The 14,384-nt window shown below is 44.5% G+C and carries 25 protein-coding genes; all 25 read left to right on the plus strand.

The window, feature by feature from the left end:
- Nucleotides 1-23: 23 nt before the first annotated feature.
- The 25 genes from rnr to rpmJ all read left to right on the plus strand — a co-directional run bounded on the left by rnr (nt 24) and on the right by rpmJ (nt 14,250).
- Nucleotides 24-2,471 carry a ribonuclease R gene (gene rnr, locus ACWU4D_RS12020; RefSeq protein WP_456051676.1) on the plus strand — a complete coding sequence of 816 codons (2,448 nt, stop codon included), beginning with the start codon at nt 24-26 and terminating at the stop codon, nt 2,469-2,471.
- A 12-nt stretch (nt 2,472-2,483) separates the two neighbouring features.
- The gene (rlmB, locus tag ACWU4D_RS12025; protein ID WP_456051677.1) at nt 2,484-3,221 is read left to right on the plus strand and encodes a 23S rRNA (guanosine(2251)-2'-O)-methyltransferase RlmB; all 738 of its coding nucleotides are present in this window, start codon (nt 2,484-2,486) and stop codon (nt 3,219-3,221) included.
- Nucleotides 3,222-3,569: 348 nt separating this feature from the next.
- The gene (gene rpsJ, locus ACWU4D_RS12030; protein WP_001181007.1) at nt 3,570-3,881 is read left to right on the plus strand and encodes a 30S ribosomal protein S10; all 312 of its coding nucleotides are present in this window, start codon (nt 3,570-3,572) and stop codon (nt 3,879-3,881) included.
- A 14-nt stretch (nt 3,882-3,895) separates the two neighbouring features.
- Complete coding sequence (gene rplC, locus ACWU4D_RS12035) at nt 3,896-4,525, plus strand: 50S ribosomal protein L3 (RefSeq protein WP_456051678.1); 630 nt, start codon at nt 3,896-3,898, stop codon at nt 4,523-4,525.
- Between the two features lie 16 nt (nt 4,526-4,541).
- A complete protein-coding gene (rplD, locus tag ACWU4D_RS12040) occupies nt 4,542-5,144 on the plus strand; it encodes a 50S ribosomal protein L4 (RefSeq protein WP_456051679.1) in 603 nt (200 codons plus the stop codon).
- Nucleotides 5,141-5,443 (plus strand): 50S ribosomal protein L23, encoded by a 303-nt coding sequence (gene rplW / locus ACWU4D_RS12045; protein WP_456051680.1) that lies wholly within the window; start codon nt 5,141-5,143, stop codon nt 5,441-5,443. Before rplD ends, rplW begins: the two co-directional genes overlap by 4 nt.
- A 16-nt stretch (nt 5,444-5,459) precedes the next feature.
- A complete protein-coding gene (rplB, locus tag ACWU4D_RS12050; protein ID WP_456051681.1) occupies nt 5,460-6,284 on the plus strand; it encodes a 50S ribosomal protein L2 in 825 nt (274 codons plus the stop codon).
- Between the two features lie 20 nt (nt 6,285-6,304).
- Nucleotides 6,305-6,583: a 30S ribosomal protein S19 gene (gene rpsS, locus ACWU4D_RS12055; RefSeq protein ID WP_004736729.1), complete on the plus strand. Its 279-nt coding sequence runs from the start codon at nt 6,305-6,307 to the stop codon at nt 6,581-6,583.
- 9 nt (nt 6,584-6,592) lie between these two features.
- Nucleotides 6,593-6,925 (plus strand): 50S ribosomal protein L22, encoded by a 333-nt coding sequence (rplV, locus tag ACWU4D_RS12060; RefSeq protein WP_456051683.1) that lies wholly within the window; start codon nt 6,593-6,595, stop codon nt 6,923-6,925.
- Nucleotides 6,926-6,943: 18 nt separating this feature from the next.
- Nucleotides 6,944-7,642 carry a 30S ribosomal protein S3 gene (gene rpsC / locus ACWU4D_RS12065; RefSeq protein WP_456051684.1) on the plus strand — a complete coding sequence of 233 codons (699 nt, stop codon included), beginning with the start codon at nt 6,944-6,946 and terminating at the stop codon, nt 7,640-7,642.
- 11 nt (nt 7,643-7,653) lie between these two features.
- A complete protein-coding gene (gene rplP, locus ACWU4D_RS12070; protein WP_456051685.1) occupies nt 7,654-8,064 on the plus strand; it encodes a 50S ribosomal protein L16 in 411 nt (136 codons plus the stop codon).
- Entirely contained in the window at nt 8,064-8,255 is a 192-nt protein-coding gene (gene rpmC, locus ACWU4D_RS12075; protein WP_456051686.1) for a 50S ribosomal protein L29, read from the plus strand. Before rplP ends, rpmC begins: the two co-directional genes overlap by 1 nt.
- Complete coding sequence (rpsQ, locus tag ACWU4D_RS12080; RefSeq protein WP_456051687.1) at nt 8,255-8,509, plus strand: 30S ribosomal protein S17; 255 nt, start codon at nt 8,255-8,257, stop codon at nt 8,507-8,509. The genes rpmC and rpsQ overlap by 1 nt, the downstream gene beginning before the upstream one ends.
- Before the next feature lie 158 nt (nt 8,510-8,667).
- Nucleotides 8,668-9,039, plus strand: a complete 372-nt coding sequence (gene rplN / locus ACWU4D_RS12085) for a 50S ribosomal protein L14 (RefSeq protein WP_456051688.1) — start codon at nt 8,668-8,670, stop codon at nt 9,037-9,039.
- Nucleotides 9,040-9,050: 11 nt separating this feature from the next.
- Complete coding sequence (rplX, locus tag ACWU4D_RS12090) at nt 9,051-9,368, plus strand: 50S ribosomal protein L24 (RefSeq protein WP_456051689.1); 318 nt, start codon at nt 9,051-9,053, stop codon at nt 9,366-9,368.
- Between the two features lie 23 nt (nt 9,369-9,391).
- Entirely contained in the window at nt 9,392-9,931 is a 540-nt protein-coding gene (gene rplE, locus ACWU4D_RS12095; RefSeq protein ID WP_456051690.1) for a 50S ribosomal protein L5, read from the plus strand.
- A 17-nt stretch (nt 9,932-9,948) separates the two neighbouring features.
- On the plus strand, nt 9,949-10,254 hold the full coding sequence (gene rpsN / locus ACWU4D_RS12100) for a 30S ribosomal protein S14 (RefSeq protein WP_456051691.1): 306 nt from the start codon (nt 9,949-9,951) through the stop codon (nt 10,252-10,254).
- A gap of 29 nt (nt 10,255-10,283) precedes the next feature.
- On the plus strand, nt 10,284-10,676 hold the full coding sequence (rpsH, locus tag ACWU4D_RS12105) for a 30S ribosomal protein S8 (protein ID WP_456051692.1): 393 nt from the start codon (nt 10,284-10,286) through the stop codon (nt 10,674-10,676).
- A gap of 15 nt (nt 10,677-10,691) precedes the next feature.
- Complete coding sequence (rplF, locus tag ACWU4D_RS12110; protein WP_456051693.1) at nt 10,692-11,225, plus strand: 50S ribosomal protein L6; 534 nt, start codon at nt 10,692-10,694, stop codon at nt 11,223-11,225.
- Nucleotides 11,226-11,234: 9 nt separating this feature from the next.
- A complete protein-coding gene (gene rplR / locus ACWU4D_RS12115; RefSeq protein WP_456051694.1) occupies nt 11,235-11,588 on the plus strand; it encodes a 50S ribosomal protein L18 in 354 nt (117 codons plus the stop codon).
- Nucleotides 11,589-11,602: 14 nt separating this feature from the next.
- The gene (gene rpsE / locus ACWU4D_RS12120) at nt 11,603-12,106 is read left to right on the plus strand and encodes a 30S ribosomal protein S5 (RefSeq protein WP_456051695.1); all 504 of its coding nucleotides are present in this window, start codon (nt 11,603-11,605) and stop codon (nt 12,104-12,106) included.
- Between the two features lie 7 nt (nt 12,107-12,113).
- Complete coding sequence (gene rpmD, locus ACWU4D_RS12125) at nt 12,114-12,290, plus strand: 50S ribosomal protein L30 (protein WP_456051696.1); 177 nt, start codon at nt 12,114-12,116, stop codon at nt 12,288-12,290.
- 5 nt (nt 12,291-12,295) lie between these two features.
- Entirely contained in the window at nt 12,296-12,730 is a 435-nt protein-coding gene (rplO, locus tag ACWU4D_RS12130; protein WP_456051697.1) for a 50S ribosomal protein L15, read from the plus strand.
- Between the two features lie 20 nt (nt 12,731-12,750).
- Nucleotides 12,751-14,091: a preprotein translocase subunit SecY gene (secY, locus tag ACWU4D_RS12135; RefSeq protein ID WP_456051698.1), complete on the plus strand. Its 1,341-nt coding sequence runs from the start codon at nt 12,751-12,753 to the stop codon at nt 14,089-14,091.
- Between the two features lie 42 nt (nt 14,092-14,133).
- Complete coding sequence (gene rpmJ / locus ACWU4D_RS12140; RefSeq protein WP_042478686.1) at nt 14,134-14,250, plus strand: 50S ribosomal protein L36; 117 nt, start codon at nt 14,134-14,136, stop codon at nt 14,248-14,250.
- The last annotated feature ends 134 nt before the right edge of the window (nt 14,251-14,384 follow it).

The following is a 14,384-nucleotide window of genomic DNA, read 5'->3' on the forward strand; positions in this document are numbered from 1 at the left end:
CCTCTCTATTTTAGGACTGACTTATGTCTGACTCAATTCAAAACGACCCATTTGCTGACCGCGAAGCAAGTAATTACGAAAACCCAATTCCGAGCCGTGAATTTATTACTGAGTTTTTGCGTAAAGCAAAGGTTCCGATGAATCGAAATGATATTTTCGAAGCATTAAAGCTTGAAGGTGAAGACCATTACGAAGGGTTGCGTCGTCGTTTACGGGCAATGGAGCGAGATGGGCAGTTGGTCTTTACTCGTCGCCAATGTTACGCACTTCCTGAAAAACTTGAGATGATCAAAGGCTACGTCATTGGTCATAAAGATGGGTATGGGTGGGTACGTCCAGAAGGTGCAACTGGTCGGGATAATGATATTGTCTTAGCACATCATCAAATGAGAACCTTAGTACATGGTGACTTCGTCTTAGTTCAACCTTCAGGTACCGACAAAAAAGGGCGCAAAGAAGGGCGTTTAGTTAGAATTCTTGAAGAGAGAAACGGGCAGATTGTGGGCCGTTTTTTCTTCGAACAAGGGTTTTCTTATGTTGTCCCCGACGACTCACGAATTCATCATGACATTTTGATTCCAAATGAAGAGCGTGCAACAGCCCGTATGGGGAATGTCGTAGTGATTGAAATTACTGATCGAGGAAGCCGTTCTCGTGGAATGATGGGCAAAGTTATCGATGTTCTTGGGGAGAATATGGCACCAGGAATGGAGACGCAAATTGCGATCCGAACTCATCAAATTCCGGAGACATGGCCTCAAGCAGTCGAAGAACAAATTCAGAAATTCGGCGAAGACGTTCCTGAAGAAGCAAAGGAAGGGCGAGTCGATCTTCGTCAGCTTCCCTTAGTCACCATTGATGGTGAAGATGCTCGTGATTTTGACGATGCGGTATACTGCGAAGCTAAGAAAGGTGGTGGATGGCGTTTATGGGTAGCGATTGCCGATGTCAGTCATTATGTTCGCCCAAATACTGCACTCGATAAAGAAGCGATTAATCGAGGTAACTCGGTTTATTTTCCTTCACAAGTTGTCCCTATGCTACCAGAGGTTCTATCGAACGGCTTATGTTCGCTTAACCCTCAGGTAGACCGTCTATGTATGGTATGTGAAATGACCATTTCCGCATCAGGGAAACTATCTGGCTATAAACATTATGAAGCGGTAATGAATTCTCATGCTCGCTTAACCTACAATAAGGTTGGCGCTATTTTGGAAGGGGATGAAGAGTTGATAGAGCGATATCAGCCATTGATTCCTCATCTCAATGAACTTTATCGCATGTATAACGTACTTAAAGTCGCTAGGGAAAAACGCGGCGCAATTGAGTTTGAAACGGTTGAAACCAAATTTATATTTAATGCTGAAAGAAAAATTGACCGTATAGAACCGGTTGAACGTAATGATGCTCACAAGATTATCGAAGAATGTATGATCCTGGCTAATATCGCATCGGCTTCCTTAGTGGAAAAAGCAAAAGAGCCCGCATTATATCGGATTCACGAAACCCCTGGGGAATTAAAGCTAACCGGATTTCGTGACTTTTTAGGTGAGCTTGGTTTGAATCTAACGGGGGGGCTAGAACCTTCACCGACGGACTATGCCGATTTAATGAAGCAAGTCATTGAGCGTCCGGATAAAGAATTGATTCAAACTATGCTGCTGCGTTCGATGAAACAAGCCGTTTATAGTCCAGATAATGTGGGTCACTTTGGTTTAGCATTAAAACGTTATGGCCACTTTACCTCGCCAATTCGCCGTTATCCCGACTTATTACTTCACAGAGCAATTAAGTATCTTATCGCGAAAAAAGAAGGCACAACCACAAATCACTGGACTCCAACGGGCGGATATCACTATTCATTTGATGATATGGATGGGTTTGGAGAACAGTGCTCAATGACTGAACGTCGTGCTGACGATGCGACTCGAGAAGTAAGCGACTGGCTAAAATGTGAATACATGCAAGACCATGTCGGTGAAGTACTTGATGGCGTCATAGCCAATGTAACAGGTTTTGGTTTCTTCGTTCGCTTAACGGAATATCATATCGACGGACTAGTGCATATATCGAGTTTGGCCAACGACTACTATCAATTCGACCCAATCGGCCAGCGCTTAATAGGGGAGAGTTTTGGTAATATTTATCGACTTGGCGATACAGTCAAAGTAAAAGTGGCGGCGGTAAACCTAGATGAACGACATATTGACTTTGAATTAGTCGAAACGAGCCGTAAACTGCGTGGCGCGGGTAAAACAGCAAAGAAACGCGCAGAGGAAGCTCGTATAAAAGCCCGTGGTAAAAAAGTGGCGAAAAACCCAACAAAAGCACGAGCGTTAGTCGAGCCAACCAAACGGCCAGATGAGACGACGAGCGACACAGATAAAAAACGCAGCCGAAAAAGCAAAGCGAGTAAAGCTCGTAAAAAGAAATCCAGAGTCAAAGCGTCTCGCAGTAAACCAAAGTCGTAACTAAGGTAGCAAATGAGTAATGAATTTATTTATGGTATCCATGCCATTAATGCAGTACTAGCCAAATCCCCTGAACGTTTTATTGAGGCGTTTGTATTAAAAGGGCGCCAAGATGACCGCTTATTGCCGGTACTCAACGAATTACAGCGCTTAGGCATATCTGTACAACAGATGGGGCGAAAAGCTTTGGATGATAAAGCTCAAGGAGCAAATCACCAGGGAGTGATTGCTCGAGTCAAACCCGCAAAAAACCTTAATGAGCACGATCTTGATGCCATCATAGCGCAACATGAAAACCCACTGCTGCTGGTGTTAGATGGTGTCACGGACCCACATAATCTAGGAGCTTGCTTGCGTAATGCAGATGCGGCTGGCGTTGCTGCTGTGATTGTGCCGAAGGATAAGTCTGCACCAATGACTGCTACTGTCTCAAAAGTTGCGTGCGGTGCGGCAGAAACCGTTCCGTTGGTTCGTGTGACGAACTTAGCTCGAACAATGAGAGCCTTACAGGAACAAGGAGTTTGGTTTGTCGGTACGGCTGGTGAAGCGAAACATGATGTGTATAAGGCAAAATTGACCGGTTCTTTGGCTATCGTCATGGGCGCAGAGGGGGATGGTATGCGCCGCCTTACTCGTGAAACATGCGATGATCTAATTAAAATTCCAATGGCAGGAAGTGTTTCGAGCTTAAATGTATCTGTGGCAACAGGGGTTTGCCTATTTGAGGCTGTGCGCCAACGCTTGAAATAGTCGATTTTCTTAGTTCACCTACCTATAAAATCAAGCAGTGCTTAATGTTTCGATTATTTATTAAACACTGCTTGCAACCTCTTACTCGATCTGTATAATGCAGCGCACTGGCTTAAGTCAGTTGTGAACCAATGAGCAGCGAGGAGTAGGCACTGCCTAGTAATGTATACTCAGCTTATGTTCGCAGTTAATTAAAATTTAACTCAATAGAGTTAATCATCTATTAGCTGACAATGTACCCAATCTGGGTGCTACGGTTTCACATAAATCAATCGGCATTCTCTCACTTTTGTGTGTATGAGTGGCGATATTGTTTGTGTAATTATTTAACAATTGGAGCTCTGTCTCATGCAGAACCAACGTATCCGTATCCGCCTTAAAGCGTTCGATTACAAACTAATCGATGCTTCTACAGCGGAAATCGTTGAAACAGCTAAGCGTACCGGCGCACAGGTTCGTGGTCCTATTCCACTGCCTACTCGTAAAGAGCGTTTTACTGTTCTTATCTCTCCACACGTCAACAAAGATGCCCGTGATCAGTATGAAATTCGTACTCACAAACGTCTAATCGACATCGTTGAGCCAACAGATAAAACTGTTGATGCTTTGATGCGTCTAGATCTAGCTGCTGGCGTTGATGTTCAAATCAGCCTAGGTTAAGGGAGATAGGAATAATGATTGGTCTAGTCGGACGTAAAGTGGGTATGACCCGCGTATTTACCGAAGAAGGCGTTTCTATCCCAGTTACAGTTGTGGAAGTTGAAGCGAACCGTATTTCTCAAGTTAAAACACTTGAAAATGATGGCTACGCAGCAATCCAAATAACTGCTGGTACTAAGAAAGCTAACCGTGTAACTAAGCCTGAAGCTGGTCACTTTGCGAAAGCAGGTGTTGAAGCAGGCCGCGGTCTTTGGGAATTCCGTTTAGAAAACGGCGAAGAGTTTGAAGTTGGTTCAGAACTAACTGTTGAACTGTTCAATGAAGTAAAAAAAGTAGACGTTACTGGTACATCGAAAGGTAAAGGCTTCCAAGGCGTAGTTAAGCGTTGGAATTTCAGTACTCAAGATATGACTCACGGTAACTCATTGTCTCACCGTGCTCCTGGTTCTATCGGTCAATGTCAGACTCCAGGTCGCGTGTTTAAAGGCAAGAAAATGTCAGGTCACATGGGTGCTGAGCGTGTTACGACTCAAAACTTGGACATCGTACGTGTTGACGCTGAGCGCAATCTGCTTCTTATTAAAGGTGCAGTACCAGGCTCAACTGGCGCTAACGTGATCGTCAAACCTGCTGTGAAAGCATAACGTCTAGGAGTAAGTAATGGAATTGATAGTTAAAGGTGCTGATGCACTAACTGTTTCCGAAACTACTTTCGGACGTGAGTTTAACGAATCCCTTGTTCATCAAGTAGTTGTTGCGTATGCAGCAGGTGCTCGTCAAGGTACTCGTGCTCAAAAGACTCGTTCAGAAGTTTCTGGCGGCGGCGCTAAACCATGGCGTCAAAAAGGTACTGGCCGTGCACGTGCTGGTACTATTCGTAGCCCTATCTGGCGTTCAGGTGGTGTTACTTTTGCTGCGAAACCACAAGATCACAGTCAAAAAGTTAACAAAAAAATGTACCGTGGTGCTATGAAAAGCATCCTTTCTGAGCTAGTTCGTCAAGAGCGTTTAATCGTTGTTGATAACTTCTCAGTTGAAGCACCAAAAACAAAAGAGCTAGTAGCTAAGCTAAAAGAGCTTGAGCTAAACGATGTTCTTATCGTGACTAGTGAAGTAGACGAAAATCTATTTCTAGCGGCTCGTAACCTGTACAAAGTTGACGTTCGTGATGTTGCTGGTGTTGATCCAGTAAGTCTAATCGCGTTCGACAAAGTTGTAATGACTGCTGCTGCAGTTAAGCAAGTTGAGGAGATGCTAGGATGAGCAAACAAGAGCGTCTACTAAAAGTTTTACGTGCTCCACATATCTCAGAAAAAGCAACAATGACTGCTGAGAAAGCGAACACTATCGTTTTCAAAGTATCATTAGATGCGACTAAGAATGAGATTAAAGCAGCTGTAGAACAGCTATTCGAAGTTGAAGTTAAATCTGTAAATACTCTTATCACTAAGGGTAAGACCAAACGTCAAGGTCAACGCCAAGGTCGCCGTAGCGACGTTAAGAAAGCGTATGTGACTTTGAAAGAAGGTCAGGATCTTGACTTCGTTGGCGGTGCGGAATAACAGGAGTAGTTGAAAAATGGCTATTGTTAAATGTAAGCCGACTTCCCCTGGTCGTCGTCACGTCGTTAAAGTTGTTAACGCTGACCTACACAAGGGTAAGCCATACGCACCTCTTCTAGAGAAAAACTCTAAGAATGGTGGTCGTAACAATAACGGTCGTATTACTGTACGTCATGTAGGTGGTGGTCATAAGCACCATTACCGTGTTATTGATTTCAAACGTACAAAAGATGGCATTCCAGCGAAAGTTGAGCGTCTAGAATACGATCCAAACCGTAGCGCTAACATAGCTCTAGTTCTGTACGCAGACGGTGAGCGTCGTTACATTATTGCACCAAAAGGTGTTCAAGCTGGTGATGCAATCCAGTCTGGTGTTGATGCGCCAATCAAAGCAGGTAACACTCTGCCGATGCGTAACATCCCAGTGGGTTCTACAATTCACTGTGTTGAACTTAAGCCTGGTAAAGGTGCACAGCTAGCTCGTTCTGCGGGTGCATATGCTCAACTAGTCGCTCGCGACAGTTCATATGCAACACTCCGTTTACGTTCTGGTGAAATGCGCAAAGTTCTTTCTGAGTGCCGTGCAACAATCGGCGAAGTTGGTAACTCTGAGCATATGCTACGTGAGCTTGGTAAAGCTGGTGCTTCGCGCTGGCGTGGTGTTCGTCCTACCGTCCGCGGTGTGGTAATGAACCCAGTTGATCACCCACATGGTGGTGGTGAAGGCCGTACCTCTGGTGGTCGTCACCCTGTATCTCCATGGGGTATGCCAACTAAAGGCTACAAGACTCGTAAGAACAAACGCACCGACAAGTACATCGTACGTCGTCGTAATAAGTAATCTATTAAAGAGGATAAGCCATGCCACGTTCTCTCAAGAAAGGTCCATTTATTGACCTACACTTGCTGAAGAAGGTAGAGAAAGCGGTGGAAAGCGGAGACAAAAAGCCTATTAAGACTTGGTCCCGTCGCTCAATGATCATTCCAACAATGATCGGTTTGACCATCGCTGTCCATAATGGTCGTCAGCACGTTCCAGTATTTGTGACTGAAGAAATGATTGGCCACAAACTGGGCGAATTCGCACCAACTCGTACTTACCGCGGCCATGCTGCAGATAAGAAAGCTAAGAAGAAATAGGAGTAGATAATGGAAGCAGTAGCTAAACATAACTTTGCTCGCATTTCTCCTCAGAAAGCTCGCTTAGTTGCAGATTTAATCCGTGGAAAATCGGTTGATCAGGCTCTAGAAATCTTAATATTCAGCAACAAGAAAGCTGCTGTATTAATTAAGAAAGTTCTAGAATCGGCAATCGCCAATGCGGAACACAACGAAGGTGCAGATATCGACGATCTTAATGTCGCTAAAATCTTCGTAGATGAGGGACCTATCATGAAGCGTATTATGCCTCGTGCTAAAGGTCGTGCGGATCGTATCTTGAAGCGTTCGAGCCACATCACTGTTGTTGTAGCAGATCGTTAAGGGACTAGGAGATAAGCAATGGGTCAGAAAGTACATCCAAATGGCATTCGTCTCGGCATTATTAAGCCTTGGAATTCCACATGGTTTGCTAATACCAAAGAGTTCGCTGACAACCTAGACGGCGACTTCAAGGTACGTCAATTCCTAACTAAGGAATTGAAAAACGCATCTCTTTCACGCATCGTTATTGAGCGTCCAGCAAAAAGCATTCGTGTGACTGTTCACACTGCTCGCCCTGGCGTTGTTATCGGTAAGAAAGGGGAAGACGTAGAGAAGCTACGCACAGCTGTAGCTAAAATTGCAGGTGTACCAGCACAAATCAATATCGCTGAAGTACGTAAGCCTGAGCTTGACGGTCAATTAGTGGCTGATAGCATCTCGTCTCAGCTAGAGCGTCGCGTTATGTTCCGTCGTGCTATGAAGCGCGCGGTACAAAATGCTATGCGTCTAGGCGCTAAAGGTATCAAAGTGGAAGTAAGTGGTCGTTTAGGCGGCGCTGAAATCGCACGTGCTGAGTGGTATCGTGAAGGTCGTGTACCTCTACATACTCTACGTGCAGACATTGATTACGCAACTTCTTCGGCTCACACTCAATACGGTGTGATCGGCGTTAAAGTTTGGATCTTCAAAGGAGAAATCCTTGGTGGAATGCCAGCAGCTAATGCAGTAGAGCCAAAGGCTGACAAGCCTAAGAAGCAGCGTAAAGGCCGGAAGTAAGGAGTCGATAGATGCTACAACCTAAACGTACTAAGTTCCGTAAGGTTCATACAGGTCGTAACCGTGGTCTAGCGAAAGGTACTGAAGTAAGCTTTGGTACATTTGGTTTGAAAGCGGTTGGCCGTGGTCGTCTAACTGCTCGCCAAATCGAAGCAGCACGTCGTGCTATGACTCGTCACGTGAAACGTCAAGGTCAAATCTGGATTCGAGTATTCCCAGATAAGCCGATTACAGAAAAGCCGCTTGAAGTTCGTCAGGGTAAGGGTAAAGGTAACGTTGAGTACTGGGTAGCCCAAATCCAACCTGGAAAGGTAATGTACGAAATGGACGGTGTTCCTGAAGAGTTGGCACGTGAAGCATTTGCTCTTGCATCTGCTAAACTGCCGTTCAAGACTACTTTCGTAATTAAGCAGGTGATGTGATGAAAGCACAAGATCTACGCGAGAAAAGCGTTGATGAGCTAAACGCAGAGCTACTGAATTTGCTGAAAGAACAGTTTAACTTGCGCATGCAAGCTGCGACTGGACAATTACAGCAAACGCATACTCTGAAAATTGTTCGCCGTGATATCGCACGTGTTAAAACGGTTTTGACTGAGAAGGCAGGCGCATAATGAGCGACAAAATTCGTACTCAAACTGGTCGTGTTGTTAGCAACAAGATGGATAAATCTATTGTTGTTGCAATTGAGCGCGTCGTAAAACATCCAATTTACGGCAAGTTCATTAAACGCACTACAAAAGTACACGCACACGATGAAACCAACGACTGTGGCTTAGGCGATACCGTTGAAATCAAAGAGTGCCGTCCATTGTCTAAGACTAAGTCTTGGACATTGGTTAAAGTTGTAGAAAAAGCTAAAATGTAATTGATTTTTCTACAAAAACGAAAACGGCCCCTATTAATTTCGGGGCCGTTTGTTTTTAGACTACCCAATCACGATAAAGGGTGTTACAATTCGCGTCCCTTTTTAAGGGCAGCCCGACCCGTGATGGGTCTAGTTTTAATATTTAGCGGAGCACTAACATGATCCAAATGCAAAGTATGCTGGACGCAGCTGATAACTCAGGCGCCCGCAGCGTAAAATGTATTAAGGTTCTGGGTGGCTCACACCGTCGTTATGCACATATCGGTGACATCATCAAAATTACTGTAAAAGAAGCAATTCCTCGCAGTAAAGTAAAAAAAGGTGATGTACTGAAGGCGGTGGTAGTTCGCACCCGTAAAGGCGTACGTCGTCCTGACGGTTCTGTCATTCGCTTCGACCGTAATGCTTGCGTATTGTTGAACAACACTACAGAGCAACCTGTCGGCACACGTATCTTTGGTCCAGTGACGCGTGAACTTCGCAATGCGAAATTCATGAAAATCGTCTCACTGGCTCCAGAAGTATTGTAAGGAGCGCTAAAATGGCAGCTAAAATCCGTCAAAATGACGAAGTTATCGTTCTTGCTGGAAAAGATAAAGGCAAGAAAGGTAAAGTAACTAAGGTACTGACAACTGGTAAAGTTGTTGTTGAAGGTATCAACCTTGTTAAAAAACACCAAAAGCCGGTTCCGGCTCAAGGTCAACAAGGTGGCATCGTTGAACAAGAAGCGGCTATTGATGCTTCTAACGTTGCACTTTTCAACGCATCTACTGGTAAGGCAGATCGTATCGGTTTTCGTATCGAAGATGGCAAGAAAGTTCGTTTCTTCAAATCTAACAACGAAACTGTTTCTAACTAATAGAAGTAATTTGGAGTTCTACTATGGCGAAACTGCATGATTACTACAAGTCGTCTGTAGTCGCTGAACTGACCAAAGAGTTCAGCTACTCGAGCGTCATGCAAGTCCCTAGGATTGATAAAATCACCCTAAACATGGGCGTTGGTGAAGCAATCAACGATAAGAAACTGCTTGAGAATGCAGCGTCTGATATGGCTACGATCGCAGGTCAAAAGCCACTTATCACAAAAGCGCGCAAATCTGTTGCAGGTTTCAAAATTCGTGAAGGCTACCCAATTGGTTGTAAAGTAACCTTGCGTGGCGAGCGTATGTGGGATTTTTTAGAGCGTTTAATCTCTATTGCTCTTCCACGTGTACGTGATTTCCGTGGCGTTAGCGCGAAGTCTTTTGACGGTCGTGGTAACTACAGCATGGGCGTTCGCGAGCAAATCATCTTTCCGGAAATCGACTACGATAAAGTAGATCGCATCCGTGGTCTTGATATCACTATCACGACTACTGCTGATTCCGATGAGGAAGGCCGTGCTTTGCTGGCTGCCTTTAACTTCCCATTCCGTAAGTAAGGTGAAGGGTTACTGTTATGGCTAAAATATCTATGAAAGCACGTGAAGCAAAACGTGCAACGCTAGTAGCAAAGTTCGCTGAAAAGCGTGCGGCGCTAAAAGCAACAATTAACGATGTAAACGCATCTGAAGAAGAACGTTGGGACGCTGTACTAAAACTACAAGCACTTCCACGTGATTCAAGTGCATCACGTCAGCGCAACCGTTGTAACCAAACTGGTCGTCCACACGGTTACCTACGTAAGTTCGGTCTCAGCCGTATTAAAGTTCGCGAAGCTTGCATGAAAGGCGAGATTCCTGGACTTCGTAAGGCTAGCTGGTAATTGCCACTTAATCATTTGGAGTATAGTTTATGAGCATGCAAGATCCGATTTCGGATATGCTGACCCGCGTTCGTAACGGTCAGGCAGCAAACAAAGTTGCTGTTAAAATGCCTTCTTCAAAGCTTAAAGTTGCAATTGCTGCATTACTTAAAGCTGAAGGTTACGTCGAAGACTTCGCTGTTGATAGCGAAGCAAAACCTGAGCTTGAAATTACTCTTAAGTATTTCCAAGCTAAACCAGTAATCGAGCAAATCCAACGTGTTTCACGTCCTGGTCTACGCGTCTATAAGAAAAAAGGCGATATTCCATCAGTGATGGGCGGTTTGGGTGTTGCTGTTGTATCCACTTCCAAGGGTCTGATGTCAGACCGTGCTGCTCGCAAGGCAGGTCTTGGCGGTGAAATCATTTGCTACGTAGCTTAATTTAAGGAGTAGACTATGTCTCGTGTTGCTAAAGCACCAGTCTCTATTCCAGCAGGCGTAGAGGTGAAATTAAACGGCCAAGAAGTTACTGTAAAAGGTACTAAAGGCGAGCTTACTCGCGTTGTAAATAACGCAGTAATTATCGCACAGGAAGATGGAAAGCTAACTTTTGGTCCTCGTGAAGGCGCTGCAAACGCTTGGGCACAAGCAGGTACTGCTCGTGCACTAGTTAACAACATGGTTGTTGGCGTTACAGCTGGTTTCACGAAGAAGCTTGTACTTAAAGGTGTTGGTTACCGTGCTGCTATTAAAGGCAACGCTGTAGGTCTGACCCTTGGCTTCTCACATCCAGTTGAGCACGCGTTGCCAGCCGGTGTTAAAGCTGAATGTCCAAGCCAAACTGAAATTGTTCTAACTGGTTGTGATAAGCAATTAGTTGGTCAAGTTGCAGCTGACATTCGTTCTTACCGTGAGCCTGAACCTTATAAAGGTAAAGGTGTTCGTTACGCAGATGAAAATGTGCGTACTAAAGAAGCTAAGAAGAAGTAAGGTAACGCTATGGATAAGAAAGCATCTCGCATCCGTCGTGCTACACGTGCGCGTCGTAAGATTGCAGAACTGGGTGCAACTCGCCTAGTCGTACACCGTACTCCTCGTCATGTGTACGCGCAGGTAATTGCAGCGAACGGCTCTGAGGTTATCGCAGCAGCTTCTACTGTAGAAAAAGCGATCCGTGAGCAAGTAAAATATTCTGGTAACATCGATGCAGCTAAAGCAGTAGGTAAAGCTATTGCAGAGCGCGCACTTGAAAAAGGCGTAGCACAAGTCGCATTTGATCGTTCTGGTTTCCAATACCACGGTCGAGTAGCAGCGCTAGCAGATTCTGCTCGCGAAGCTGGTCTCAAATTCTAAGGTAGGGTTGGAAGATGGCTAAAGAACAACAATCTCAAGCAAGTGATTTGCAAGAAAAATTGATTGCTGTTAACCGTGTATCTAAGACGGTTAAAGGTGGTCGAATCATGAGCTTCACTGCACTAACAGTAGTTGGTGACGGTAATGGTCGTGTAGGTTTCGGTTACGGTAAAGCCCGTGAAGTTCCTGCTGCGATTCAAAAAGCAATGGAAAAAGCGCGTCGTAACATGGTTACTGTTGCGCTTAAAGAAGGTACTCTTCACCACGCAGTGAAAGGTCGCCACTCAGGCTCTAAAGTTTACATGCAACCAGCTTCAGAAGGTACTGGTGTTATCGCAGGTGGTGCGATGCGTTCAGTTCTTGAAGTTGCAGGTGTACATAATGTTCTGTCTAAAGCATACGGTTCAACGAACCCAATCAACGTTGTTCGCGCAACGATTGACGCTTTGAGCAGCATTAAGTCACCAGACATGGTTGCTGCTAAGCGTGGTCTCACTGTTGAAGCTATTTCGGAGTAAGAACACCATGGCAACTATTAAAGTAACTCAAACTAAGAGCTCAATTGGACGCCTACCAAAGCACAAAGCTACTTTGCGCGGTTTAGGTCTTCGTAAAATCAATCATACAGTAGAACTTGAAGATACTCCGTGTGTTCGCGGAATGATCAACAAGGTTTACTATATGATTAAAGTTGAGGAGTAATCAGAATGCGTTTGAATACTCTATCACCGGCTGACGGTTCTAAACCTTCTAAGAAGCGTTTAGGTCGTGGTATCGGTTCAGGCCTAGGTAAAACTGGTGGCCGTGGTCATAAAGGCCAAAAATCACGTTCTGGCGGATCTGTTCGTCCAGGTTTCGAAGGTGGTCAAATGCCTTTGAAACAACGTCTACCAAAATTTGGCTTCACTTCTCGTAAGAGTCTAGTGTCTGCTGAAGTTCGTCTAGGTGAACTAGCGAAAGTAACGGGTGATGTTGTTGACCTGAACAGTCTTAAAGCAGCTAACTTAGTCACTAAGAATATCGTGAACGTTAAAATCGTTCTTTCTGGTGAACTAGCGAAAGCTGTGACTGTCAAAGGTCTACGCGTGACTAAAGGTGCTAAAGCTGCTATTGAAGCTGCTGGCGGTAAAATCGAGGAATAATCTCGAGGAACGAGGTACAGATGGCTAAGAAACCAGGACAAGATTTTAGTAGTACTAAAAGCGGTTTAAGTGAACTGAAGTCACGAATACTTTTTGTAATTGGTGCACTTCTAGTCTTCCGAGCCGGCTCATTTGTGCCGATCCCTGGTATTGACGCAGCTGTACTTGCCGATTTAGTCGAACAGCAAACAGGTACCATCGTTGAAATGTTTAACATGTTCTCCGGTGGTGCACTGTCGCGTGCATCTATATTAGCATTGGGTATCATGCCGTATATTTCGGCTTCTATTGTTATCCAATTGCTGACTGTAGTTCATCCCGCGTTAGCTGAACTCAAGAAAGAGGGTGAAGCAGGGCGTCGTAAGATTAGCCAATATACGCGTTATGGCACGCTTGTGCTTGCAACATTCCAAGCTTTAGGTATTGCGACAGGACTACCAAACATGGTCTCTAATCTGGTTGTTATAGACCAAACCATGTTTACGTTTATCGCTACCGTGAGTCTAGTAACTGGCACCATGTTCTTAATGTGGTTAGGTGAACAGATCACTGAGCGTGGAATTGGTAATGGTATTTCATTACTGATCTTTGCAGGTATCGTTGCTGGGTTGCCTCAGGCAATCGGACAAACAATCGAGCAAGCTCGTCAAGGTGAATTGCACGTGCTTCTTCTGCTGTTAATCGGTGTGATTTCGTTTGCAGTTATTTATTTCGTTGTTTTCATGGAGCGTGGTCAACGTCGTATCGTTGTTAACTATGCAAAACGTCAACAAGGTCGTAAAGTTTTTGCTGCACAGAGTACTCACTTGCCATTGAAAGTTAATATGGCCGGTGTTATTCCAGCGATTTTCGCATCAAGTATTATTCTATTTCCAGGGACGCTGGCTCAGTGGTTTGGTAGTAGTTTAGGTGGCGAAGGTTCAGCGTTTAGCTGGTTAACCGACGTGTCTTTGGCATTAAGCCCAGGACAACCACTTTATGTAATACTTTACGCAGTAGCGATTATTTTCTTCTGTTTCTTCTATTCGGCGTTGATGTTTAACCCGCGTGAAACAGCTGATAATCTTAAGAAGTCCGGAGCGTTCGTACCGGGAATCCGCCCAGGTGAGCAGACTGCGAAATACATAGATAAAGTAATGACTCGTTTAACCTTAGCCGGTGCGCTGTATATTACCTTTATCTGTCTGATCCCACAGTTCATGACTATCGCTTGGAATGTTCGTTTTTATTTCGGCGGTACCTCTCTACTTATCGTAGTAGTGGTTATCATGGATTTTATGGCACAGGTACAGACTCATTTGATGTCAAGTCAATATGATTCTGTGTTGAAAAAAGCAAATCTAAAAGACTACAACCGTTAAGCTGGTTGTATTACTTGAAGATGTTATTTACGGAGTTTAGCAATGAAAGTTCGTGCTTCCGTTAAAAAAATCTGTCGTAACTGTAAAGTTATCAAGCGTAACGGTGTCGTTCGCGTGATTTGTAGCAGTGAGCCAAAGCATAAACAACGCCAAGGCTAATTAAGCAGAAATTTTTACTTGAAAATTAGGGGTCGGTCGAGTATATTCCTCGGCCTACCTTTTGTGTGCAAAAGAAGTAGCATTCCGTAACGTATCCTCAGCGGGCTTTGTTACGGATAATTTCTTATTAAAAG

The sequence above is a fragment of the Vibrio phycocola genome (assembly GCF_053850235.1).